The 24224-nt window shown below is 71.3% G+C and carries 21 protein-coding genes and 2 tRNA genes; 7 read left to right on the top strand and 16 right to left on the bottom strand.

Features of this window, described 5'->3' with window-relative positions:
• The first annotated feature begins 34 nt into the window (after positions 1–34).
• Positions 35–961 carry an expansin EXLX1 family cellulose-binding protein gene (locus tag ACIBQZ_RS09920; RefSeq protein ID WP_396088144.1) on the top strand — a complete coding sequence of 309 codons (927 nt, stop codon included), beginning with the start codon at positions 35–37 and terminating at the stop codon, positions 959–961.
• Here ACIBQZ_RS09920 and ACIBQZ_RS09915 read toward each other — a convergent pair.
• A complete protein-coding gene (locus ACIBQZ_RS09915) occupies positions 901–1476 on the bottom strand; it encodes a GNAT family N-acetyltransferase (protein WP_396088142.1) in 576 nt (191 codons plus the stop codon). The genes ACIBQZ_RS09920 and ACIBQZ_RS09915 overlap by 61 nt on opposite strands.
• Before the next feature lie 125 nt (positions 1477–1601).
• Here ACIBQZ_RS09915 and ACIBQZ_RS09910 point away from each other — a divergent pair, with 125 nt between their 5' ends.
• On the top strand, positions 1602–2936 hold the full coding sequence (locus ACIBQZ_RS09910) for a jacalin-like lectin (RefSeq protein WP_396088141.1): 1335 nt from the start codon (positions 1602–1604) through the stop codon (positions 2934–2936).
• Between the two features lie 276 nt (positions 2937–3212).
• On the opposite strand, the gene ACIBQZ_RS09905 is transcribed toward ACIBQZ_RS09910, so the two are convergent.
• The 5 genes from ACIBQZ_RS09905 to ACIBQZ_RS09885 all read right to left on the bottom strand — a co-directional run bounded on the left by ACIBQZ_RS09905 (position 3213) and on the right by ACIBQZ_RS09885 (position 9427).
• Positions 3213–3404, bottom strand: a complete 192-nt coding sequence (locus tag ACIBQZ_RS09905; RefSeq protein ID WP_396088140.1) for a hypothetical protein — start codon at positions 3402–3404, stop codon at positions 3213–3215.
• A 1038-nt stretch (positions 3405–4442) separates the two neighbouring features.
• Entirely contained in the window at positions 4443–4694 is a 252-nt protein-coding gene (locus ACIBQZ_RS09900; protein WP_396088139.1) for a hypothetical protein, read from the bottom strand.
• A 150-nt stretch (positions 4695–4844) separates the two neighbouring features.
• Entirely contained in the window at positions 4845–5771 is a 927-nt protein-coding gene (locus ACIBQZ_RS09895; protein ID WP_396088138.1) for a hypothetical protein, read from the bottom strand.
• A 171-nt stretch (positions 5772–5942) separates the two neighbouring features.
• Positions 5943–7217 carry a glycosyltransferase gene (locus ACIBQZ_RS09890; RefSeq protein WP_396088137.1) on the bottom strand — a complete coding sequence of 425 codons (1275 nt, stop codon included), beginning with the start codon at positions 7215–7217 and terminating at the stop codon, positions 5943–5945.
• Between the two features lie 8 nt (positions 7218–7225).
• Complete coding sequence (locus ACIBQZ_RS09885) at positions 7226–9427, bottom strand: GH92 family glycosyl hydrolase (RefSeq protein ID WP_396088392.1); 2202 nt, start codon at positions 9425–9427, stop codon at positions 7226–7228.
• Positions 9428–9603: 176 nt separating this feature from the next.
• On the opposite strand from ACIBQZ_RS09885, the gene ACIBQZ_RS09880 reads away from it, so the two are divergent.
• Positions 9604–10008: a hypothetical protein gene (locus ACIBQZ_RS09880; RefSeq protein WP_396088136.1), complete on the top strand. Its 405-nt coding sequence runs from the start codon at positions 9604–9606 to the stop codon at positions 10006–10008.
• A gap of 78 nt (positions 10009–10086) precedes the next feature.
• On the opposite strand, the gene ACIBQZ_RS09875 is transcribed toward ACIBQZ_RS09880, so the two are convergent.
• The 10 genes from ACIBQZ_RS09875 to ACIBQZ_RS09830 all read right to left on the bottom strand — a co-directional run bounded on the left by ACIBQZ_RS09875 (position 10087) and on the right by ACIBQZ_RS09830 (position 16951).
• Complete coding sequence (locus tag ACIBQZ_RS09875) at positions 10087–10341, bottom strand: DNA-binding protein (RefSeq protein WP_396088135.1); 255 nt, start codon at positions 10339–10341, stop codon at positions 10087–10089.
• Between the two features lie 223 nt (positions 10342–10564).
• Positions 10565–11113: a PIN domain-containing protein gene (locus ACIBQZ_RS09870; protein ID WP_396088134.1), complete on the bottom strand. Its 549-nt coding sequence runs from the start codon at positions 11111–11113 to the stop codon at positions 10565–10567.
• A 12-nt stretch (positions 11114–11125) separates the two neighbouring features.
• Positions 11126–11596 (bottom strand): helix-turn-helix domain-containing protein, encoded by a 471-nt coding sequence (locus ACIBQZ_RS09865; protein ID WP_396088133.1) that lies wholly within the window; start codon positions 11594–11596, stop codon positions 11126–11128.
• A 107-nt stretch (positions 11597–11703) separates the two neighbouring features.
• A tRNA-Leu gene (locus ACIBQZ_RS09860) sits at positions 11704–11778 on the bottom strand.
• 142 nt (positions 11779–11920) lie between these two features.
• Positions 11921–13501: a methyl-accepting chemotaxis protein gene (locus ACIBQZ_RS09855; RefSeq protein WP_396088132.1), complete on the bottom strand. Its 1581-nt coding sequence runs from the start codon at positions 13499–13501 to the stop codon at positions 11921–11923.
• Between the two features lie 152 nt (positions 13502–13653).
• The gene (gene bcp, locus ACIBQZ_RS09850) at positions 13654–14124 is read right to left on the bottom strand and encodes a thioredoxin-dependent thiol peroxidase (protein ID WP_396088131.1); all 471 of its coding nucleotides are present in this window, start codon (positions 14122–14124) and stop codon (positions 13654–13656) included.
• On the bottom strand, positions 14117–15103 hold the full coding sequence (locus ACIBQZ_RS09845) for a hypothetical protein (protein WP_396088130.1): 987 nt from the start codon (positions 15101–15103) through the stop codon (positions 14117–14119). Before ACIBQZ_RS09845 ends, bcp begins: the two co-directional genes overlap by 8 nt.
• A complete protein-coding gene (locus ACIBQZ_RS09840) occupies positions 15100–15831 on the bottom strand; it encodes a DsbA family protein (protein ID WP_396088129.1) in 732 nt (243 codons plus the stop codon). The genes ACIBQZ_RS09845 and ACIBQZ_RS09840 overlap by 4 nt, the downstream gene beginning before the upstream one ends.
• Positions 15828–16319 carry a MauE/DoxX family redox-associated membrane protein gene (locus ACIBQZ_RS09835; RefSeq protein WP_396088128.1) on the bottom strand — a complete coding sequence of 164 codons (492 nt, stop codon included), beginning with the start codon at positions 16317–16319 and terminating at the stop codon, positions 15828–15830. The genes ACIBQZ_RS09840 and ACIBQZ_RS09835 overlap by 4 nt, the downstream gene beginning before the upstream one ends.
• Positions 16320–16411: 92 nt before the next feature.
• Entirely contained in the window at positions 16412–16951 is a 540-nt protein-coding gene (locus tag ACIBQZ_RS09830; RefSeq protein ID WP_396088127.1) for a sigma-70 family RNA polymerase sigma factor, read from the bottom strand.
• Between the two features lie 158 nt (positions 16952–17109).
• Between ACIBQZ_RS09830 and ACIBQZ_RS09825 the strand changes: the two genes are divergently transcribed.
• From ACIBQZ_RS09825 to ACIBQZ_RS09810, 4 genes are all read left to right on the top strand, one after another.
• A complete protein-coding gene (locus ACIBQZ_RS09825) occupies positions 17110–18852 on the top strand; it encodes a copper resistance CopC/CopD family protein (RefSeq protein ID WP_396088125.1) in 1743 nt (580 codons plus the stop codon).
• A 141-nt stretch (positions 18853–18993) separates the two neighbouring features.
• Positions 18994–22887 (top strand): hypothetical protein, encoded by a 3894-nt coding sequence (locus ACIBQZ_RS09820; RefSeq protein ID WP_396088124.1) that lies wholly within the window; start codon positions 18994–18996, stop codon positions 22885–22887.
• Between the two features lie 320 nt (positions 22888–23207).
• Positions 23208–23798, top strand: coding sequence for an oligoribonuclease (gene orn, locus ACIBQZ_RS09815; RefSeq protein WP_396088123.1), 591 nt, complete (start codon positions 23208–23210; stop codon positions 23796–23798).
• A 110-nt stretch (positions 23799–23908) separates the two neighbouring features.
• A tRNA-His gene (locus ACIBQZ_RS09810) sits at positions 23909–23984 on the top strand.
• The last annotated feature ends 240 nt before the right edge of the window (positions 23985–24224 follow it).

Below are 24224 nucleotides of genomic sequence, written 5' to 3'. Positions count from 1 at the left end.
CTGCGGGTGCCGCAGCCGCGAAGGATGCGTCAGCGTGACCGCACATCGCCTTCTCGCCCCCCGCTGGCTCGCCACGGGCGGCGCCGTGCTGCTCGCCGGTGTCCTCGGCGTAGCACTGCTGCTGCAGAACGGCGGCTCCGCCTGCGCGGCGCCACCGAGCAGCGCCGAGCACAAGGGCAAGGCGACGTTCTACGACCTGGCCGGCACCCAGGGCAACTGCTCGACCAAGCCACCGGCCGACGACCTGTACGTGGCGCTGGGCAAGAGCGAGTACTCGGGCGCGGCGGCGTGCGGCAGCTACCTCGACGTCACCGGCCCCAAGGGCAAGGTCCGCGTGAAGGTCTTCGACTCCTGCCCCGAGTGCGCGGTCGGCCACCTCGACCTGAGCCGGACGGCGTTCAAGAAGATCGGCAAGGAGATCGACGGCATCATCCCGATCACCTACCGCGCGGTGCCGAACGCCCCCGCGCCGGGCCCGCTGAGCATCACCTTCGTCGAGGGCACCTCGCAGTACTACTGGGCGATCACCATCGACAACCACTCCAACCCGATCAAGTCGGTGCAGGCCAAGGGCCCCGGCGGCGGCTTGCGCTCGGCCGGGCTCAAGGACTACAACGTCTGGATCATCGACGGCCGGATGGGCAACGGCCCGTTCCAGGTCAGGATGACCGACATCTACGGCAAGACCATCACGGCCAAGAACATCAAGCTGAGGCCGCAGCAGAAGCAGACCACCTCCGTCCGCTTCGCCACCGGCACCGCGGCGCAGGCGGACGCGAACGCGGCGCCCAAGCCGGCGAAGAAGGCCACCCCCAAGCCCTCGAAGCCGTCCTCGTCACCGAGCGCCTCGGCCACCTCGGTCGCGCCCCCGCTGCTCGACCCGACGGAGGCGGCCCCCGATCAGACCGACGTGGCGCTGGCCGCGGCCGAACCGGCGGTCAAGGCGGCCTCCTGCGGCTGAGGCAGATCCAGCCACATCAGCAACTCGTCCCGATCGTCACCGGGCGCGATCCGCAGCGCGCCGGGGATGCGGCCGACCTCGCGAAAGCCGAGCCCCCGGTAGAACCGGTCCAGCCCGTGCCCGTCCCGCACGGTGACCTGCACGGCAACCAGCCCGAGCCGGACGGCCACCGCGGCGGCCTCCCGCATGAGCGCGGCGCCGTAACCCCGGCCCTGGCTGCCGGGCACGACCATGACCCGCTTGAGAACGCGCCAATGCGCCTTGAGCGCGAACCGGTTGTCAACGATGAACAGCAGCGCGACGAGGCGCCCCTCGTCGACGCCGATGAGCAGGCGGTCCAGCCCGGCGGTTACCCCGGCGAGGGCGGCATCGGCGACGGGCCGGACGTCATCGGCGGTCACCGGGGCGACGAAGCCGACCGCACCGCCGGCGTTGGTGACGTCGACCCAGAGCTCGACGATCTGCGTACGGAGCGCGTCGGTGACCGGCGGATCGAGCAGGAGCGACATCGGCATACCGCCATCGTGCCGAACGGGGAGGCACGGAATCGCCCGCGCAAGCCCCGAAGTGACCTACAACCCAGCCGCACGGCCCCTCGCCGATCCTGAGAAATATTCATCAACCTTGATATCGTCACCGGATGGGACCCATCCGTTTCTTCCGCTCGCCGGCCGCCGCCGGCCTCGTGGCCGTGCTGGTCACGGTCGCCGTTCCCGCCACGCCGGCGCTGGCCGTGCCGGCCGCCACGGGAACGTTCTCGGTGCTCAGCTACAACATCGCCGGCCTGCCGGAGGGGCTCTCCAGCGGCAGTCCCCAGGCGAACACGCCGATCATCGCCCAGCGGATCAGACCGTACGACGTCGTGCACGTGCAGGAGGACTTCAACCACCACGCCTCCCTGTACGCCAACAACACCCACCCGTTCCGTACGCCCACCAGCGGCGGCGCCGCGTTCGGCGACGGCCTGAACACGCTGTCCACCTACCCCTACTCCGACCTCGCGCGCGACGACTGGAACGCCTGCAACGGCACCGACTGCCTCACGCCCAAGGGCTTCACCTGGTCGCGGAAACGGCTCGCCGAGGGCGTGTACATCGACTTCTACAACCTGCACCCCAACGCCGGCAGCACCGACGCCGACCTCGCCGCCCGGCGCGCCAACATCACCGAGATCTCGACCTTCATCGCGGCCAACTCGGTCGGCAACGCGGTCGTCGTGGCGGGCGACACCAACACCCGCTTCACCCGCGCCGGCGACAACATCCGAGAGCTGCTCGCCGCGAACGGCCTGACCGACGCCTGGGTCCAGGAGCAACGCGGCGGGGTGCCGCCGGTCGCCGGCAGCCCGGCACTGGTCTGCGACGACACGGCCGTCACCGACGCCTGCGAGGTCGTCGACAAGATCCTCTACCGCGGCAACCGGTACGTGACGCTGACCCTCACCTCGTACCGCAATGAGAACGCCGCGTTCCGCACCGCGACCGGCGCGATGCTGTCCGACCACTACCCGATCGCCGCCGACTTTCGCTGGACGCTCAACCCGGCTCTGTCGCTGAGCGACACCTTCGGCGGGCCGCACGGCACGGCGTTCACCGACGTGGACGCGGTGCCGGCGGGCCAGCGGGTCACCCGGCTACGCCTGCGCGCAGGCTCCCGAGTGGACGGTCTCGGGATCACGACGGCCAACGGCGTGTCGTACGACCACGGCGGCCAGGGCGGCACGCTGAGCACGCTGGAACTGGGCGCGGGCGAGCACATCACCGCGGTGGCGCTGCAGACGGGCCAGGTCGGCGGCCGCACCCGCGTCTTCCACGCCCGCTTCGTGACCAACCTCGGCCGTACGCTGGCCGGCGGCACCTCGACGTCGAGCTCCGTCACCTACACCGCGCCGACCGGCTGGCAGATCAGCGGCTTCCACGGCAGGTCCGGCGAGGGGATCGACAAGCTCGGCGCCATCTACACCCGCGTCCCGTAGCGGCCCGCGGTGCCGTTTTCGCCAGGTCGACTTGCCGAGCCGCGGCAACTCGTAGGACTCCGGGTTGGCCAGCGAGGCCGCGTGCTTGAACGTTGCCAGCGTGGCCGCCGGGAGCGGCGAGGTGTTGATACCACCCGCAACCGTGGGATACCCGCCGCCGACCCCGAGGCGGTCGTTCTCGCAACGCCTCGCGTAAGCGTCCGGCCGGGCCCGGAAGCGGTCCGAGGACCACCGGGCAATCTTCATACGCCCGCTCTCGCAAGCCGCCCAGTCAGATCAGTCCAGGCGCGCCCGGTCGAGCCGATCGATCAAACTCGGCTTGCGGGCATGCCGTGCCCGTAGCGAAGCCATCTGCTCCGTGAACTCGAAGATCTCGCCCTCCCGTGCCGCCGGCGCCCGAAGATCCAGCAGCAGGGTGACGGCCGTGCCATAGTCCTTCGGTCGCTTCGCCGCGATCAGCTCGTCCACCTGGTTCCAGGCTCGGACCGGGTTCCGTGCCAGCGTGTCCGGACGCTGCTCGCGGGCCGCAGCAGCCGCCTCCTGCTCCCGGATCTGCTGGTGCCGTACAGCCCAGCGATTCTCGGCGGAGGCGGGCGGGTCCCCGGGCAGTCCGCGCCTCCCCGGCGGGCTCTTCCTGCGCCACGCCGTGGAATCGTCGCCGCAATTCCGATCGCAGCGACCCGGCTTCGCCGCGCAGAATCCGCACCAGCGCCTCGTCCTTGTCCGCCTCCGGCCGGTCCTTGACCCAGCGGTGCATGACGGCGGCGGAAGGCTCCTTCTCGGTCAGCGGCCGGCTCGCCGCTGCCGCGACGGGCAAGAGGCCGTGGTCGAGGCGAAGGAAATCGGCCTGCACACACAGCAGCCAGGCCAAGTACAGCAGCCGCCGATCACCGCCGGCCAGCTCCGTCCGGGCCGGGACGATCGCCGCGAGCCGCCCCTCCTCGTCCTCGCTATGAAGATCGAGGATCACGTGGGTACGGGTCGCCCAGGAACCGGCCGCATCACCGACACAGAACCTCGCCGCAGTCTCCGGGGCCAGCGATGCTCGGGGCAGTCGCAGCATGATCCGCCGTGTGCCCCAGTTCGCCAGGTACAGGTGCGCGTCGAAGTACCGCAACGGCAGGTCCAGCATCCCGATCGCCTGCCGCAACCGGCCACGGTGACAGATCGCCACGAGCCCCGACGAACGCAGATCAACGTTTTCGGACCACCACCGGCACACCGAGGGCCACAGGTGTCGAACGGTACGGTCAGATCTTCCTGGATCATGACGAAGAGGCCACCCAGCTGCTCATGCTCGTCATAACAGTCCACGACTGCCTCGGCGACCAGGGGTATCGAGCCGAGCGAAGACATCCGCGCAGGATAGAAAACGCCATCCTGCGGTTCGTCACGGGTGGGTGGCGACCTCGCCGCTTCCTGGTCGCCGTTTCGATCCGGCTGACCCGGCGGGGTCACGCCCGCGAGATCGGCGACCTGGCGGGGGACCGGCACAGCCGGCACTGCTCAGGAACGCAGCTCCGCCAAGGTCGCACCAGCGACGATGCGTCTGATGTTCCCGTCGTGGTCACGATCGGCCAGTCGCCGGGCGAGGTCGTCCAGGTCGGTGAAGTCGCCGAATCTCGCTCGCAGGAGCGCCCGCATCCCGTCAACGCGGCCCTGCTCCAGGCCCTGCTCCAGGCCCTGCTCGAGGCCTTGCTCGCGGTTTCGGCGGGCGATCTCGCGGCCCGACTCCGTTTGCTCGAGAACGTCGTTCATGCCTCTCCTTCGCAGTGCGTCGAGAACCTGGGCTGCCAAGGAACCTCCCACGAGCATGCCCAGCTCGATCTGGACCAGCTGTTCCTCGAGCGCGCCGGTTGCAGCGATCCGATCGGCGACCTGGCGGGGGACCGGCACAGCCGGCACTGCTCAGGAACGCAGCTCCGCCAGAGTCGCGCCGGCAACGATGCGCCTGATGTTCCCGTCGTGGTCGCTGTCAGCCAGTCGCCGGGCGAGGTCGTCCAGGTCGGCGACGTCACCGTACTTCGCCCGGAGGAGCGCTCGCATCCCGTCAACGCGGCCCCGCTCCAAGCCCTGCTCCAAGCCCTGCTCCAAGCCCCGCTCCAGGCCCTGCTCCAGGCCCTGCTCCAAGTTTCGGCGGGCGATCTCGCGGCCCGACTCCGTTTGCTCAAGGACGTCGCTCATGCCTCTCCTTCGCAGTGCTTCGAGAACCTGGGCCGCCAAGGAACCTCCCACGAGCATACCCAGCTCGATCTGGACCAGCTGTTCCTCGACCGCGCCGGTTGCAGCGATCCGGTCGGCGACCCGTTCCGCGAGGTCGGGCGGTGGTTTCTGGGACCATAACGCGAGCGGCGCCAGCGGGCCGGCCAGGAGCATGCCGGAGTCCAGGTCGTTGGGAACGTTGACCGACCGGTAGTCGAGCCGGGCCTGGTCGCGGCGGAAACGGCCCGGATAGCCGCCGCCCAGTGGCCAGACCACGACCTGGTGGATGCGGTGATCCGTGCGGCGGTATTTGAGCGCCAGGGCCGCCCAGTAGGCCACCATTCGCTCCTGGAAGTCCTCGGTGCGCTGGACCTGGACCTCGACGTGGTAGATGTCGGCGGGCACGCCGTTGCCGTGCCGGACCAGGAACACCTTGTCGCGCTGGCGGCTGCGTTGCCGGGGCTGCTCGGTCGGCCCGTCGAGGACCACCGCCCGGCCGTCGAGTCGTGCCCCGCACAACAGGTGTAGCGCGTCGCGGGGATGGGCCTCCAGCAGCGCCTTGTACAAACCGTCGAAGTCCCGGGTTGCCGCCGGCCGCGGTTGTGCGACATCAGACGGCACGCTGTCGGTCATTTGTTACTCCTTCCGCGCCACCATCGGCACGAAGGACAGCTTCGCGTACGGCATGACTACTAGTCAAGAGACATGTTGTCGCTCGCCCAGGAGTGCCGTCGCCGACGGTCGCGCCGCGGGCGCACTCGGGCAACTGGCCGACGATCTGACCGTGCTCAACCTGGCCCGGATTCAGGCGGGTTCCGTGTTCGAGAGGACGGGGCGAAAGAGGTCGTCGAAGACCCGGGCTCGGTCGAAGGTCAGCGCGTGTGCGCGCGCCCGCCTTTCCCGGTCCGCCCGCTCCTCGGCCGGCATCTCCAGGACCGCGGTGTCGACGGCGGCGGCGAGGGCTACCACGTCGCCGGGCTCGACGATGATGGCGGTGTCACCGACCGCCTCGCCGGTGCCGCCGGTGAGCGTGGTGATGATCGGGCCGCCACCGGCGAGCATCTTTTCGGTCAGGGCGATGCCGAATGTCTCCACGAACTCGGGCTCTGGCTTGGTCGGCAGGACGTAGGCCGCGCAGCCGCGCATGAGCAGGCCCTTCTCGGTGTCGTCGACGTCGCTGAGAAAGATGACCTGCTCGTCCTCGGCGGCCATGGCCCGCACGTGCTGCAAGGCGGGGCCGGTGCCGGCGACGACGAGCTTGACGTCGGAACGGCAGCGCATCTGGCCGTACGCCATGATCAGGTCGTAGATTCCCTTGGCCCGGGTGACGCGGGACAGGAACAGGATGTAGCCGTCGCGGGCCAGCCCGCGCGCGGCGAGGGCGGCGTCGACCGCGGACTCCTCGATGTCGAGGTAGGCGCTGGTGTCGATGGGCGGATAGCTGACGGTGACCCGGCGGCGGCACTGCTCGGCGAAGTGCGTGCCGTGCTTCGCGTCGACCTCCTCGGCCGAGGCGATGATCTCATCACGGGTGTACTCCGAGACGGCGGTGACCTCGTCGTTCGCCAGGAACGTCGTGAACAGGGCGATGGCGGCGCCGAAGCTGCCGTCGCGCAGGCACGACTTGATGACGTTGGTGACGTCGGAGCCGACTGCCTTGGCGATCGTGTGCACGTCAGGGGCGAAGCCGGCGGCACGGACGGCGCCGACGGCGTCGAGGATCACGGCGGTGTGCGGCACGAGGTACATCGACAGGCATACCGTCGGGATCGGCTCGGCGAGGAGCTCGACCAGGCGCCCGGTCAGGCCCGCCACGTAGCGCCCGTCCGGGACCCGGTAGTCACCGACCGGTTCGGGGCGCTCGACGGTAATGCCCGGGCTGTACGGCAGGAGCCCGTCCAGCCGCTTCAGCGGGAGGCCGGCCGCCTCCAGGGCGGAAATCGGCCAGGTGAGCAGCCGGACGTCGGTGAAGCCGCGGGTGAGTGCGACCTCGGCCAGGTTGCGGGCCTCACCGGAATGACCACAGATGACCGGGTCAGCCCGGACCGCGATGACCAGGCGACGAGGGCGATGTCTCATGGGGATCCCTAGGGTGCGTGCAGATCTGACACAGAGGGGGGTCGTACGCTGTGTGCCCAGGCCGACGGTTCGGGACCCAGCGTCAGGTGCAACCGTCCGCCCCGGTGTACGTCGGCGGCGCTCAAGTGTCCGGCGTGCAGAGGCTTCCCGTTAAGGGACGCCGATTGAACATATTGTGTCGGCTGGTCGTGCTCGATGCCGTCGGCGCCTATCGGGGTCTCGCGGTGCCCGCTTGTCTCCACCACGAACTCCCGGTCACCCACCGTCAACGCGCCACGCTCGAAGGCCGGAGCGTTGATCAGGAAGAGGTTCTGCCCGGCGACCGGGAACAGGCCGAGCGACGCCCACACGTACCACGAGCTGAGGCCGCCGGAGTCGTCGTTGCCCGGCAGGCCGCCGCGGCCGGTGCCGAACTGCCAGGTCAGCGCGGCCTGCACCACCTCAGCGGCGCGGTCCGGGCGGCCCGCATAGTGGTAGGCCCAGGGCGCTTCCATGTCCGGCTCGTTGTTGAGGCCCTCGAACCTGTTCAGGGCGAAACCCCGCCGCATCTCGGCCTGGGACGGCCGTACGCCGGGCTGGGTGACGGGCGCGGCGCCGTACCCGAAGAACTGGTCGAGCATGTCGATGAAGGCCTTGTCTCCGCCGGCCAGGGCGATCCGCGCGGCCATGTCGTGCACGAGCCGGAACGAGTAGTTCCACTTGCCGCCCTCGTAGAACGACGAGTCGTGCAGCAGGCCGGTGTCCGGGTCAAACGCGTTGATCCAGCCGCGGCTGAGTTCGGCCAGGTCGTCGGCGAGGTGATGGTCGTTGAGGGCGCGCGCGACCTGCGCGGTGCAGTGATGGGCGTACGCCAGGTCGAGGGTGTGCGTGATCGGGTGCACGACACCGTGCTCGAAGAAGTCCTCCCCGTACATCCGGCGCAGGTCGTCGACCATGTGCACCAGGGCCCAGCTCCAGTCGAGGCTCTGCGGGCGCAGGGCGTACGCGTCGGCGAGCGCGGTGTGCGCGAGCGCGCTCGCCTGCCGGAAGAACCGGTCCGCGCCGCGCGCCATGCGGTAGCCGATCGGGAAGTTGCCCTCCTCCTCGCAGACCCGGACGAGCGACTCCAGCACGGCCGCATGCCGTTCCGGGGCGATCACCGCAAGCAGCGGCAGCTGCGTCTTGTAGATGTCCCACATCGTGCAGATGTCGAACGCGTACGGGCCGGGCGCGGGCCAGAACGGGCTCTCGTCGTCCGCGACGCACGGCTTGATCAGGGAGTGGTAGAGCGCGGTCGACAGCACCGTGCGGCGGGCCGGGGTGCCACCGTCGACCTGCACCTTGCCGAGGCTCAGGCGCCACCGCTCCCGGGTATCGGCGTGCACCACGTCGAACGCGGGACGGGTCTGCCCGCACTCTCTTTCGAGGTTCTCCCGAGCCTGGTCGCAGCCGCGCAGCGAGAAGCCGAGCCGCACCTCGACGCGCTGCCCGGCGGTGGACGGCCCCATGAAGAGCATGCCGAACGGGCGCAGGGTGGTCTGCCGGATGCTGTCGAAGTCGAGCCGGGTGCCGCCGTCGACCAACCGCCGGTCGTACCACAGCATCTGCCGCCAGCCCGGGCTGTCGACCTCGAGATAGACCGAGAGCGGCACACCCTCCATGACAACCGTGCCCTGCGCCCGGCCGGATCCGAGGCTCTCGACCTGGGCGCGCAGCGGCACCGTGCGGCCGAGGTCGATCGCCAGCCCACCGATGGAGAGGTCGATGACGACCCGGGCGCTGCGCTGCTCCGGGAACGTGTAGCGGTGCACGGCGACCTTCTCACCCACCGTGATCTCGCTGCGCACGCCGGTATCAAGGGTCGCGGCGTAGTACCCAGCCGTAGCGACCTCGTCGTGCAGCGGCCACGCCCGCCCGAGCTCGTCGAGCGGCTGCACCATCGGCGTGACGCGCACGTAGTTGTAGTACTTGCGGATCGCGCCGGTGCCGGACTGCTGAAAATGCGTGAAGCCGGACGCCTGCAGGCGATCGAACATCTCCTCGGGTACGCCCTCGGTGCTCTTGGCATACCGCCCGTACCCGGTCGGGTAGGCGCCGGAGTAGGCGCACGCCGAGACCATGCCCAACGGCGACGTGGCACCCGGATGAGTGTTGCCGACCTGCGGCTTCGGCCACCACCAGGTCGCCGCGATACCGCGCGCCGGAGACAGCTCGGTCGCCGCGGTGCCGATGAAGGGATCTATGTGCTCGATGATCTCGACAACCTACCCAGCGCGGCCCCCGCGGCTGGTTACGCCGCGATTAACTCACCCGTCCGGGCAGGGCCCCAGCCGAGGCAGCCGGAATACGAAGTCGGGCTCCGGATCCATACCCTTCAGACCTGACCGTCGATGGCCATGCTGGAAGCATGCGAATTCGGATATCGACCGGGCTGGCAGTGGTGTTTCTGATTCTGGTCGGTGCGGGCGTGTTCTGGGCGGGCCGGGTGACGGGCGCCGGGCCGAGGCCGGCGGCCGATCGAGGGTACGACGCCGGGCATGTCGACGGCGTACGTGAGGGCCGCGCCGAGCAGGCCACGTTGAACCTGTCGGCGACCGACAAGGCGATCTTCGAATCCGGCTACGCCGCCGGGGCAACCGACGTCTTCGCCGGCTACGACGGTGGCTGGGACCACAATGCCCCGTACGTCATCGTGCTGGCGCCGGGCGGCCCGGCCGTCACCTACCGCATCGCATCGCGGATGCGTCTGGAGCCGGGCGTGGACTACTACCTCTGCCCCGACGGCCATACGTTGTGCCGGCGGCCGCGCTGACCCCAGGTGCCGGCGACGGGATACTCACGCTGCCGCTGGCCCGGAGACGGCAAATGGCGATCGACCAGAGGTCGCGACCTACCCACCCTCGACAACAGTCTCGCGCGGCTCGTTGATGCGCCGCGCACCCCGACGCATTCGGCCGTTCTCCCGCTCGTCCTGCGTACGTGCGATCCAGGCCTCGACGTCTTCGATACGCCAGACTTTGCCCATCTGCAGTTCGTCGTAGGGTTTCGGGAAGCTTGGACCAGTGGTGATCTGGTAGACGCGCTGACGGCTGGGCCGTCCCAGCCGGTCGCGGACCTCACCGGCTCCCATCAGATGCTCGGCCATGCCCATGACTATAGGCACACGACAAGTATGATCGCCATGCGGGCACCTCGACGCCGGCTCGCACGCAAGATCGTGGTGGGCCGGACGCGTCGCTGCGCGAACCGCACATCACTGTCGCCGGTGATCCACTGCCGGAGCATTTGACCAGGTCACGGGCGGCTGATGCTGGCCTTCGCGGTCAGCGAGGCCCGGCATGACGCCCGGCCGCATCGGTGACACGGCATCACAAATGCCGGCGGACCTCGGCCGCGAACCGCGGCACGCCACCACGCTCAAGCAGCACAAGAACGCCGGGCACGGTAGTTGGCTCACGCCGGTAGGAAGCCGCCTGCTGGCGCAGGACCTCCACCGTCACACCGGGATAGAGATCGAGTTGGTCCAGCAGGAAGTCGTCCGGATGGATCGCGCTGATGTCGAACGGCTTGAGTGCCGGGTCAGGAAAGTCGGCAAGATTGAAGGTGACCACGACCTCTGCATTCGCCCGGATCGCGGCGGCAAGTACGTGCCGGTCCTTCGGGTCGTTGGTCATTCCGCCGACGAGCGATTCGTAGCCGGTCACGGCAGCATCCGGGAACGATCGGCTCATCTGCGCGATCCGCCGATCGACCCGGTCGGGACCGAGACCCCGCTCGATCAGATTACGGCGAAGCTCAGCCAGGACATCAGCGGACCACAACGGACGGTACGCCTCGGCCTCGGCGAGTCGCAGCAGGGTGTCGCAGAGGTAAGCCGGGTAGAGGACGCAGGTGTCGAGGAAGGCGGGGAAGGCCACGGACGCCAGCCCTCACCTGGTCCCGCTCGGCGTGGCTGTGGCCTCGTACAGCCCGTCTTCCTCGGCGTCGGCGGTCATCTGGTCCAGTACCTGCCGACGCTCCTGGCGGGTCCGCTCCCGATAGTCGAGGACGTCACGCAGCAGTACCCGCCGGTGCCGGCCGCGCATGGTGTGTGCGATCTCACCGTCGGTCAGCAGCCGCACCAGGGTCGGCCGGGAAACATTGAGCAGGTCAGCGGCTTCCTGGGTGGTCAACATCGTATTGTGCGGGGCAATAGTGATGGCCAACCCTTCAGACAGGGCCACCACCACGTCACGCAGCACGCCGTACAACTCGACAGGGATATCAATCTGCGAGCCGTCAGGGCCGACAAGCCTCGCCTGAGCCGGAGCCGTGACCCGGGCCAAACCGCGAGCAAGCCGGACCATGTCCGACGGATCATCGGGAGGCAGGACGGTCCGTTCACGAAGTGTGCTGGCCATGACCCCAGCATACCCATATTCGAAAAAAACGAAAGGCAGATGCCGCCGCCGCAGGCCACCAGGCGAAGCCCACGCGACCTCGTTCGGTTCGCGCGGCGACGCACTTGTGGGGCCGGCGGGACTCGAACCCGCACTGTCATGGACCTAAACCATGTGCCTGCTGCCAATTGGGCTACGGCCCCTCGGGCGTTCCCACGCCCGTAACCATTGTTACCGACGGTCCCGCAGAACGATCAGTGGCCCCACCCGGCGCGCGGCACGGCGGCCGCCTCGCGGATCAAGCCGCATGACAGCCGCCGTGGGATGGCGGTCCCCCTTCGGGGATCAGTAGCGGAACATCGCCAGGCTCTGCTGGAGCTCTTGGGCGACCCTGGCCAGGTCGTCGGCTGCCGCGGCCGTGTTCGCCGCCGCGCTTGTTGTTTCCGCTGCCGCTTCCGCCACCTCGGCCACGTTCGAGGAGATCTCGGTGGAGCCCGCGGCTACCTCGCCCACGTTGCGGCCCATCTCGTTGGTGGTCGCGGTCTGTTCCTCGACCGCGGCTGCGATTGCCGTCTGGGTCGCGTTGATCTGGTCGATGACCGCGCCGATCTCGGCGATCGCGGCGACCGCCGCGGCCGAGTCGGTCTGGATGGCGCCGACCCGGGTGCGGATGTCCTCGGTGGCCCGGGCCGTTTCCTGGGCCAGCTCCTTGACCTCGCCGGCCACCACCGCGAAGCCCTTGCCCATCTCGCCGGCGCGGGCCGCCTCGATGGTCGCGTTCAGGGCCAGCAGGTTGGTCTGCTCGGCGATGCCCGTGATGATTTTGATGACCGAGACGATCTCGGCGGAGGACTCGCCCAGCTTGCGGAGGATCGCGCCGGCCTCGCCGGAGATCCGGACCGCCTGGCCGGCCACGTCGGCCGCGCTGGAGGTGCTGCGGGCGATCTCGGTGATCGAGCTGCCGATCTCGTCGGCGCCGGCGGAGACCGTGGCGATGTTGGCGCTGATCTCCTCGGAGGCGGTGGAGACGGCGTGCGCCCGGCTGGCCGAGCGGGCCGCGGACGCGTTCATCCGGCCGGCCACGCCGGTGAGGTCCTCCGACGACGTGGCCAGCGTGGTGACGTTGGTGCCGATGTCGCGCATCGCCGAGGTGAGCCGGTCGAGGGCGGTGTTGAGCGCCTCGCCCATCCGGCCGACCTCGTCGCGGCCCCGGACCTCGAGGCGCTGGTCCAGCCGGCCCTCGGCGAGCGCCTCGAGGACCTTGACCGTCTGGCCCAGCGGGCGGGCGATGGCCCGGCTCACCACGACCGCGATGATCACGGCGAAGGCCACCGCGCCGGCGATCAGCGACAGGATCAGGATCCGGGCCATGGTGGCGGTGCTGCGGGCGTCGGCCATCTCCTGCTGGGCGGCCTTGTCCTCGATGAGCGCCAGGTTGTTCAGGGCCACCGTGATCTTGCTGGTGAGCGGGTCGATGTAGTTGTTCTGCGCGCCCAGGTAGGTGCTCATGCTGTTGGCCATGGCGGCCGGCACCAACTGCTGGTCGCGGACCTTGCGGTACTCGGCCAGGGAGGCCGTGAACGTGCCGCGGTCGGCGTCGGTGCCGGCGGCCGGGTCCGCGATGTACGCCGCCCAGGTCGTGTCGATGTCGCTGTCGAGCCGCTTGATCGCCATCTGCACGTTGCTGACGTCGGCCAGCGGCGAGCGCAGGATCAGCTTGGCGGACAGCGAGGTGGCCTGCTGGACGTCCGCGCGCACCTCGCCGAGCCGGGCGATGGCCTGCACGTTCTGCTGGTACATCGCCTCGAGCCGGTCGTTGGAGCTGCGCAGCTGGGCCAGCCCGGTCAGGCCGACCGCGATCACCAGCATGCTGAGCACCCCGAACGAGGCGAACAGCTTCTGCGACACCCGCAGGTTCCGCAGCATGCCTCCGCCCTGGCCCTGCTCGCCGGCGGGGCGGGTACGGCGACGACGGGGCATGACCTCTGGCGGCATCGGCAGTCTCCGGGAAGGGGTGGTCAACAGGTGCCGCTCTAATCGGCACCGCCCCTCAGCATCCGCGAATTTTGCCCTAAAAGTCAGTCGATGCCGAGATCCCGTCGCAGCTTGGCGACGTGCCCGGTGGCCTTGACGTTGTAGAAGGCGTGCTCGATCGCCCCGTTTTCGTCGATCACGAAGGTGGAGCGGATCACCCCGGTCACGGTCTTGCCGTACATCTGCTTCTCGCCGAACGCGCCGTACCCGGTCAGCACGCTCTTGTCCCGGTCGCTGACCAGCGGGAAGGTGATCGCGTCGCGCTCGCGGAACTTGGCCAGCTTGGCCGGGGTGTCCGGGGAGATGCCGACCACCTCGTAGCCGGCCGCCTGCAGCGAGCCGAGCGAGTCGCGGAAGTCGCAGGCCTGCTTGGTGCAGCCGGGGGTCATGGCGGCCGGGTAGACGTACAGGATCACCTTGCGGCCGCGGAGGTCCTTCAGCGTCAGGGTGTCGCCGTTGTCGGTGGGCAGGGTGAACTCGGGGGCCGGGTCACCAGCGGTGAGGCGCTCAGTCATGCTCCGAAGATATCGGGACGGCCCGCAGCCGCAGCACGCCCGTCACCGTCATCGCCAGGCCGGCGCCGATCGCCACCAGCACGGCGAGCCGGGCGAGCCAGGCCGGGCCGGGGAACAGCACGATCGCCTGGCCGAAGACGCCCACGTCGGCGAGGCCGCCGAAGACCACCAGCAGCGCGCCGGCCAGGGCCGTCAGGAACGGCGTACGCCCACCCGGAGCGAAGACGCCCGCGGCCATCGCCAGCCCCGCCGCCACCAGCGCCGGGAGCTGTCCGGGCACGCCGAGGGCCAGCCTCGTCACCGCGTACCCCAGGGTGATCGTGCCCGCGGCCAGCGCGACGGGCCCGATCAGCCGGACCCCGCGCCGGGCCGCCGCCGTCAGCCCGGCGGCCAGCGCGAGCGCGCCGAGCCACCAGAGCCAGGCAGGGGGTGGTGGTTCCCAGGTGAGGGTGCCGCGGACCTCGATCGGGCGGACCCCGTCGCGCAGCGGGACGACCCAGTCGCGCACCCGGTGGCTGCGTGCGGGATCGGCCCGCGCCTGCGCCGGCAGGCCGGCGTCGAGCCAGCGGGTGCGCTGGTCGTGCCAGCGCACGGTGGTGCCGGTGGAGACGCGGCGCCATTGCGGGGCCGCGGTGGGGGAGGCGCCGGCCGGGACCGGGGTGTCACCGTCGAGGGTCCGATTCGTGTACGTGGCCGGCGAGTTCACGTTCTCGTAGGTGCCGTCCGGCCGCACCTCGAGGTAGGGCTCGCCCTGGTAGCCGAGCACCTCGACGGTGCGGCCGGTCCGGTTGACCAGCTCCAGCCGCGCGCCGGCCTCGACGGTCCGGACGCTCAACCCGGGCTCGGCCGGGCTGAGCGCGGTCACCTCGCTCCGGTACGCGGTCGCGTCCGGCGCCTCGCCGCCGTGGGCGGAGGCCGGGCCGGCCGGCACGAGCAGCGCGCCGGCCAGCACGGCGACGACCAGGGCAGTACGCCTCACGCGCCGGCCGCCTCCACCGCCGCGGTCAGGCCCGCGGCCGTCCTGTTCTCCAGCGCCTTGCCGCCGACCAGCACGGTCGGGGTGCTGTTGACCCCGCGCGAGGCGGCCGTGTCGGTGACCTTGGTGGCCCAGGCCCGGTACGTGCCGTCCTTCACCGCGTCGGCGAACGCGGCGTCGGTGAGCCCGACGGACCTGCCCAGCTCGATCAGCTTGGCGTCGTCGAGGCCCGCGCCGCCCTCCGGCGGCTGGTTGGCGAAGAGCACCTTGTGGTACTCGGTGAACTTGCCCGCCTGCGCGGCAGCGGCCACGGCGGCGGCGGACCGGGTCGAGTACTCGGTCGACGAGGCGCGGTCCAGGATCGCGATCGGGTGGTACTGCACGGTCACCTTGTTCGCGGTGACGAGCTGGTCGACGGTGGTGCCCACCGCGGTCTCGAACTCGCCGCAGACCGGGCACATGAAGTCCTCGTATATGTCGATCTTCACCGGTCCGGTGCCGATCGCGAACGCCGTGCCCTCGTCGACCGCGACGCTCGGCGTGGTCAGGTTGGCGGTCTTGTCGCTCTCCTGGCCGGCGGCCATGCCCCAGCCGAACAGGCCGACGATGACCAGCAGGGCGACCACTCCGAGGCTGGTCCAGAGGGTGACCCGGCGACGCCGCTCCTTCGCCAGTTGCTCCTGGACGACGCGCTTGGCCTTCGCCCGGTCCCGGTTGTTCTTGCCGCTCACTCTTCCCCCATCAGCACGTTGTCGATCGCGTAGCGGGTCCGTGGCCGCCACAGCAGGAAACCAGCGAGCAGGAGGAAGCCGACGTCGCGGGCGACGTCCCACCCGTACTGGGGGCTCTGCCCGGCGCTCAGCTGGCCGCCGGTGCTGAAACAGCCGCAGTCGATCTGCAGGCCGCGGACCCAGGCCGAGACGATGCCGGCGATGAAGATCACCAGCAGGCCGGCCGAGATGCCGGCGCTGAGCCGCACCGCGAGCCCGGCCAGCAGCAGCAGGCCGAGCACGATCTCCAGGAACGGCTGGGCCGCCCCGATGACCTTCGCCACCTCGTACGGGAAGATCTGGTACGCGTTCACCGCGCGGCCCGATTCGGCCAGGTCACCGACCTTGAGCCCGCCGGCGACCAGCCACACCGCGGCCAGCCCCAGGCGCGCCGCCGTGGAGATCCACAGCCACCCGGTCGTCGTGCGGGCAGACTGCCCCGTCTCCATGCTCACGCCCCCTTAGTCGACGCTTTACGCCGACAGGTTCCGTCATACCGCCTGGGGGTTTGCTGGGGGACGGGCCAAAGGTCCTGAAATGATCAGCTTGCCTGGGCCGCGGCGACCGCGGTGACCAGTTCTTCACGCGCCCGGGCGACCCGGGACCGGATGGTGCCCACCGGCACCTCCTCGATCTCCGCGGCCTCCGCATAGGACATGCCGAGCACCTGGGTGAGCACGAACGCCGTGCGGCGCTCCTCACCGAGGCGGCCCAGCAGGTCGGCGGCGCCGAGCCGGTGCGCGGGATCGGCCTGCCGCGGCACGTCGGTCCAGGCGTGCGCGGCCAGCCGGGCGTCGAGCCGGCGCCGGCGCACCACGGCCCGCAGGTGGTCGGCGCAGGTGCGCCGGGCGATGCCGAGCAGCCAGGTGCGCACCTGGGCGCGGCCCTGGAAACCGGGCAGCGCCTTGAAGGCCCGCAGGTAGGTCTCCTGGGTGAGGTCGTCGGCGGCGCCGGGATCGACCAGCGCGGCGGCGAACCGCCACACCTCGGCCTGGGTGCCGCGAACGAGCGCGGCCTGCGCCGCGGCGTCACCGCCGCGGGCGGCGAGGGCGAGCGCGGTGAGAGGGTCGGCCGCTGTCACAACCGGAGATGGTACGCGGAACAGATAATGTCAGAGGTCCCGGGAACTATGGTCGCCATGCCGACGACAACCTCCTGTCCGCACGTTTCCGCCCCTCCGCCGGCGCCGGTCGCGACCTTGGTGCGGGGCCCGCCGAGCCATCGGGGAGCATTGCCTCCATGACCGTTGATCGACCCGGCGCATCCGACCGACCCCGGCGGCCCTCGACGCGGCCCGCGGAGGACCGTGGCCGACCCCTCGCCGTCCGCACCGCGCCGGCGGCCCGGCGGGTGCTCGCCGCCTCGGCCGGCCTGCTGGTCGGGTTGTTCTGCGTGCTGCTCGGGCCCGCCGCGCCGGCCAGCGCGCACGCCGCGCTGGTCGCCAGCGACCCGGCGAACGGCACGATCGTCCCGGACGCGCCCAACAAGGTCACGCTCACCTTCAGCGAGTCGGTCCAGCTCCTCGCGGGCAAGATCCAGGTGCTGGCCCCGGACAGCAGCCGGGCCGACCAGGGCGAGCCGCAGGTCACCGGCAACTCGGTCGTCATCCCGCTGCGCGCCGGCAACAGCCGCGGCACCTACCTGGTCAGCTTCCGCGTGGTCTCGGCGGACAGCCACCCGGTCGCGGGCAGCCTCACCTTCTCGGTCGGCGCCGCGTCCACCCCGCCCACCGAGGACGCCGCTGCGACGTCGGTCGACCCGCTGGTCCGCGGCCTGATCCCGGTCGGCAAATACCTCGGGTATGCGGGCCTGGTGCTCCTCGTCGGCCCGGTGCTGGTGCTCGCCCTGCTCTGGCCGCACCGGCTCTCCCGGCGCGGGCCGTCCCGGCTGGTCTGGACCGGCGTCGGCCTGGTGCTCGGCAGCACGGTGCTGGCGCTGTGGCTGCAGGCGCCGTACACGACGGGGTCGGGGTTGTTCGGGATTTCCGTGGACGACCTGCGCGACGTGCTGGGCAGCACGTTCGGCGCGGTCATGCTGGTCCGGCTCGGCGTGATCGTGGCGGCCGCGTTCCTGCTCCGGCCGCTGCTGCGCGGCGACGGCGGCGAGTCCAAGGCGGACCTGGCGCTGCTCGGCGTGCTGGGCGTGGCGGCGCTCGCCACCTGGCCGCTGACCGGGCACCCGACGGCCTCCCCGGTCGCCGGGGTCTCGGTGGTCGTCGACGCGATCCACCTGGCCGCGATGGCGGTCTGGCTGGGCGGGCTGGTCATGCTGGCCGGCTTCCTGCTGCGCCGGGCCGACGAGCGGGAGCTGGGCGCGATCCTGCCGATCTGGTCCCGCTGGGCGGCGACCGCGGTGGCCGCGCTGATCATCGCCGGCTCGGTGCAGGCGCTGATCGAGGTCGCCTCGTTCCGAGGGCTGGTCGACAACACGTACGGGCTGCTGGTGCTGGCCAAGATCGGGCTGGCGGCGGTGGTGATCGGGGTGGCCGCGTTCTCGCGCCGGCTGGTGCGCAACCGCAGCGCGGAGAGCGGGCCCGGGCTGCTGCGCCGGGTGGTGCTGGCCGAGCTGGCGGTCACCGCGGTGGTGCTGGGCGTGACCGCGGCGCTGGTGCAGATCCCGCCGCCCCGGACGGCGAGCGCGGCCGAGAGCGCCACCACGTCGACCACGATCTCCCAGACGATCACCGACAAGTCCGTGTCGCTCCAGGTGGACGTGTTCCCGGCGGCGGTGGGCAACAACTCGCTGCACCTGTACGCGTACACGCCGGACAACAAGCCGCTGCCGGTGGTCGAGTGGACGGCCACCGCGGCGCTGCCGGCCAAGGGGATCGAGCCGATCGAGGTGCCGCTGCTGCGGATCACCGACTTCCACGCGATCGGCGACATCGCGTTGCCGGCGGCGGGGGACTGGACGCTGAAGTTCACCGTACGCACGAGCGACATCGACCAGTCGACCCTGACGATGACCGCCAAGATCTCCTGACACCCGCTTTCCGATGGCCCGGCCTGCCCCGCAGGCCGGGCCATTGTCATACGTCTCGGGGCCTAAGTAACTGTTTATCCAATTTCGTGTTATTTCGGTCTGTATGGTCTGCGCAGTACCACCGAGAAGGGGGAGATCGAGATGCGGGTGTTCCGCACGATCCTCGGCATGCTGTTGCTGACAGCCGGACTACCGACGTTGCTGGTGGGGGCCGCATTCTGGGCCGCCATGCAGCACCGGGACCCGGGTGGCGCCTTCACCGCCGACATGCAGCGGGTGGCCACGTCGGGGTACGCCCTGGTGGTCGACGACTTCGACGGGCTGCTCCGCAAGGACGCCCCGTTCGTCCGCCTGGACGACACCCGGATGCGGCTGACCGCGGAGTCCGGCGGCGCCCCGGCGTTCCTGGGCATCGCGCCGGCCGCGGAAGTGGACCGCTACCTGGCCGACGTCCCGCGCGTCGCGGTCACCTCGATCGACCTCGGCACGGGCGCCCTGCCGGTGACCGGCCAGCTGCGCCCGGGCACCATCGCCCCGGAACAGCTGCCGGGCCGCCAGCCCATCTGGCTGAAGTCGGGCGTCGGCACCCTGGACTGGCAACCGGCCGACCTGCGCGACCGCAAGTACAGCCTGGTGGTGATGAACCCGGCGGCGCAGCCGGGCGTCCGCCTGGAGAGCACGGCGAGCATCCTGCCCGGCTGGCTGAACCAGGCAACCTGGGCCCTGCTGATCCTGGGCAGCCTGCTGGTGATGATCGGCATGATCGTGCTGGGCTGGCCGTCCCGCCGCCGCGAGGTCGTCTACGTGGTGGAACCGAGCCAGGTCCCGGACCTGATGCAGGCGATCGGCGCCCCGCTGCCCCTGAGCCGCACGGGCGGCGGCCGGCACGCGGGCACACACCGGCCCCGGACCCTCGCGGACTCGCAGCAGCGGTCCCGGCCGCCGGCACTGACCTGGCCGCCGTCGTCCTCGTCGTCGTCCTCGTCTTCCTCTTCGTCCGGGCGCGGGTCGGCGATCCCGATGCCGGCCGCGCCGGTGTCCGGCGCTGCCACGACGATGACGTCCCCGGCTCCGTCTCCGGCACCGGCCCAGGTGGGCGCGCCGTCCGCCGCGACATCGTCGGTCGGCACTGCTGGCTCGGGTGAGTCGGGGTCGGCTGCGGTCGGGGACGGTGGGTCGGCGGCTGCCGGCTCGGTCTCGTCCGCGGTTGTCGGCTCGTCGGCCTCCGCACCGGCTGCCGCCGGGTCGTCGGGCGCGGATTCGTCCCGGGCTGATGGGCAGGCTGTCGCCGCGCCCGCCGAGGACGCCAAGCCGGCGCCCGGCGAGCCTCTGAACCTCATCGTGAACCGCCCCGTACCGGGCTCGGTGGCCGACCCGTCGCCGCTGAACGACCCGCTGTTCGGCCGGGGCGCCGATCGCCAGGGCCGGCGCCGCACGGCGCCGCAGCCCACCGACCTGCCGATCTTCGAGGCGTCCGCGGTAGGTGCCTGGGTGGCCGAGACCGCGGCGGCACGAGCCCGGGAAACCGAGGCCCGCGCGACGGCGGCGATCAACGCCTCCCGCAAGCCGACGGCGACCTCGGAATCCCCGAACACCCCGACCGCGCCGACGGTGATGAACGCGGCGAAGCAGCAAGCCCCGAATGCGCCGGACACATCGGTGGCTGCTGGCTCCGTGATCCCGGGTTCGGTGATCGCCGGGACCGCCTCCGCCGAGCGGGAAACGCCGGCTACGGGACCGGCCGGGACAAAGCCTGGGACGCGCGATGCCGCGGCGTCAGCAGCGGGCCCGGCCGGGATGCCACCCGCGAAGTGTGAAGCCGTAGCGGGCCCGGCCGGGATGCCACCCGCGAAGTGTGAAGCCGCAGCGGGCTCGGCTGGGATCGAGTCCGCAAAGGGCGAGGCCGAGGCGGGAGTCGCGAAGCGGGACGCTGCCGATGCGTCGGCGGAATCGCGGCCGGTGGTGAGTGATGCCGCCGCGACGGTGGCCGGATCGGCCGCGAAGCAGGGAACGACGGGCGAGGCCGCGGGGAACGCGACGGCCTCTTCGAAGCAGACCGACTCCGCGGCGACGGGGACACCTGCCGGAACCAAGGCCGCGCAGGCTCCCACAGCTGGTAGCGCGACAGCCCAGGCCGCCGCTGCCGGTGCCGCCGCCATGCGTGCCACCGCGGCAGGTGCTGCGGCGGCTCGGGCTGTGTCCACCACTGCAACCGGACCGGCGGCGGAAGCCGGCACGTCGAAGACCGGGACCGATGGCGCCGAGGCGTCGCGCGGTTCCGACGCGGCGGGCAGCGGTCCCGCCTCGGCTGCTTCGGCGAAGGCCGTGCGGCCTTCGGCTGCCACGCCGCGGAACGCCCTCTTCGGCGGCTCCACGGCGCCCGGATGGGCAGCCACCGCCCTGACCCGCGCGGACTCGGCCCGGGTCGGCCTGACCAAGAACCAGCCGAAGACCCCCGACCCGGCGCCCGCCGACTCCCGCCGCCCGGACGACAAGCCGGCGACGACCCAGCCGGGCCAGCCGTCGGCCAACCCCGGCTCCGGTGCGACCACGGCGCCGGCCGCGAAGGGTGCGGACTCGGCGAAGGAAAGCACGTCGACAGACCCCACCCCGGTTGCTTCGGCCAAGCCCGTGGCGACGGCCGGACCCACGGCGGCGAAGGCTGCCCAGTCCGAGAGCGCGACACCGAAGGCGGCGCAGCCCGCGTCCGCGCCGGTGCGGCCATCTCGGCCTGAGGCGGCGACGAAGCCGGCGGCCCCGGCCGCAGCCGCGAAGACCTCGCAGCCCGAGTCCGGGCGATCGGCGGAAACGACGCTTCGTGCCGGTACGCCGGCGATTCGCCCGGCTCAGCCCGTGACCCCGACCCCGGCGGCGGGATCTCCCGGTTCGGCGGCCAAGACCCAGCCCGTGGCCTCCCGCCAGGCTCCGTCGGGTGGCGCGCCGTCCGCGCCGGCGCAGCCGACCGGTCCCACCCGGGCGGCAGCACCGGCCACGACTCCGCAGCCGCACCACACCGCACCCGCCGAGGCTCCGGCCGAACCCGCGAATACCCCGTCCGCCACCGCGCAGCCCACCGCAAAGAGCACGGCTCAGGGCACGGCGCAGCCCGCGGCCCAGGGCACAGGGCAGGCTGCAGCTCAGGGCACGGCGCAGCCCGCGGCCCAGGGCACGGGCCAGGCTGCAGCTCAGGGCACGGCGCAGCCCGCGGCTCAGAGCACGGTCCGGTCCGCGGCCCAGCCCACTGCGCAGTCCGCAACTCGGTCGACAGCCCAGCCCGCGGCCCAGAAGACCGCCCTGAGTGCGGCCCGGAGCACGGCCCCGAACACCGCATCAAGCACCGCGCCGAGCCCGACCAGGCCGGTGCCGGTCCCGCCCACCAGCCCGACCACGCCGCGGCCGTCGGTTCCCGGGCCGTCGCGGCCCGCGGATCCCGATCGGGATCCGGTCCCGTCCACCTCGGTTCCGGCCGTTCGGTCCTCGGCCATGCCCGGCGTGGCAAGCGCGACAGCCGAGCACCAGGGCGCCACGCCGGCGAGCCGCCTCGCGGTCAAGCCCGGCACCCAGCCGGAGCAGGCCCAGGCGAAGGCCGATCCGCACATCACCGGCCAGCGCAACCGGCCGCAGACGGACCCGGCACCTGCCGCCGAGGCGACGGGCAAGGCCGCCGAGGCGACGGTCGAGGCGGCGGACGCGACGGGCCGGGCGGCGGACGCGACGGGCCGGGCCGCGGACGCGACGGGCCGGGCGGCGGACGCGACGGGCAGGGCCGCGGACGCGACGGGCAAGGCCGTAGAGGCGGCGGTCAAGGCCGGTGAGGACGACAAGGCGGGCAAGCGTAAGCCCGAGGGTTCGCTCTCGCGGCTGGCGGCGTACAAGGCGGAGGTGGCGGAGTTGCTCGGGGGTGATTCGGCGGCCCGGCGGCGGCGGAAGAACACCACGGCTTCCGGGTTGCCGGCTCCCGATCCGGAGACCCAGGAGCCGCCGATCAAGCTCACCCGGCCGCCGCGCAAGGGTGGCACGCGCGCGAAGGACTGACCCGGCGTAAGCCAGGGCGGCCGCGATCGACGAGGGTTGCGGCCGCCCAGCGGACCGGATGCGCATCGACAACCGCAGACGTTTGAAAAGGGGCCCTCCGCGCTGCCGACGCGGAGGGCCCCTTTACCGGGGGAAACGGAGTAACCGAAGGGGGGCTTCGTCCGTTAAGCACACTTTAGCCGCTGAACGGCAGCCCTGGGTAGTCCTGCCCCTAAAGCGGACAATCCAGGGTGAATCTGCCCCACCCGGGTGTTGCGTCCCGGACGGGCGGTGCGGCGGACGCGGCGACACGCCCCGTACCCGACGCGTAGGCTGAGCTCGTGACGGATCTTCTGGTGTGGATCGACTGTGAGATGACGGGTCTCGACCTCGGCAAAGATGCCCTGATCGAGGTGGCCGCGCTGGTGACCGGGCCCGATCTCAACGTGCTCGGCGAGGGTATCGACCTGGTCATCCATGCCGACGACGCGGCGCTGGACGCGATGCCGGAGGTCGTGCGCGAGATGCACGCCAAGTCCGGCCTCACCGACGAGGTACGCCGTTCCACCGTCACCATGGCGGAGGCCGAGCAGGCCGTCCTCGCGTACATCAAGCAATTTGTCCCTAATCCCCGCTCCGCGCCGCTCTGTGGCAATTCCATCGCCACCGACCGGGGTTTCCTGGCCCGGGACATGCCGGCGCTGGACGACTTCCTGCACTACCGGATGATCGACGTCTCGTCGATCAAGGAGCTGGCCCGCCGCTGGTACCCGCGGGTGTACTTCGGCCAGCCGCAGAAGGGCCTGTCTCACCGGGCCCTGGCCGACATCCGCGAGAGCATCCGTGAGCTGGAGTATTACCGCCGGACGGTGTTCGTGCCGCTGCCCGGCCCGGACGTCGACCAGGCCCGCGCGATCGCCGCGGAGCTGTAGCCCGGCCGCCGGACCACGCCGAACGGTAACCCGGTCGACGGCCGGGTGGGTGTTGCCGCTATGCTTGTCCGGCACGCGCCGCGGGGGTTTGACCGCGGCGGGGTGGCATGGTGGTCGTAGCTCAGCTGGTAGAGCACCGGGTTGTGGTCCCGGGGGTCGCGGGTTCAAGTCCCGTCGGTCACCCCAAGAGGTTGCACGTCAAGAAGGTCCGATCGCCGTGGCGGTCGGACCTTCTTGCTTTCCGCGTCCGATCGACGCCAGGGCCGTGACGCAACCTGGAGCCGAGAGTTGGACGGTGCGCGCCGCCGGGCGACTCAGTGGGCTCGCCGAGGCCGATGGGGGAGCGGGCCTCGGCTACCCGGCACTGACGCCTGGACGCCGAGGGCCGGGGGCGAGGGGATGGGGACGTGGGCGGAAGGAGCCCGA

It is taken from the genome of Actinoplanes sp. NPDC049599 (assembly GCF_044465625.1).
Taxonomy (GTDB): domain Bacteria; phylum Actinomycetota; class Actinomycetes; order Mycobacteriales; family Micromonosporaceae; genus Actinoplanes.
Note: the sequence above shows the minus strand (reverse complement) of the source record. Positions and strands in the feature narration are given on the sequence as shown.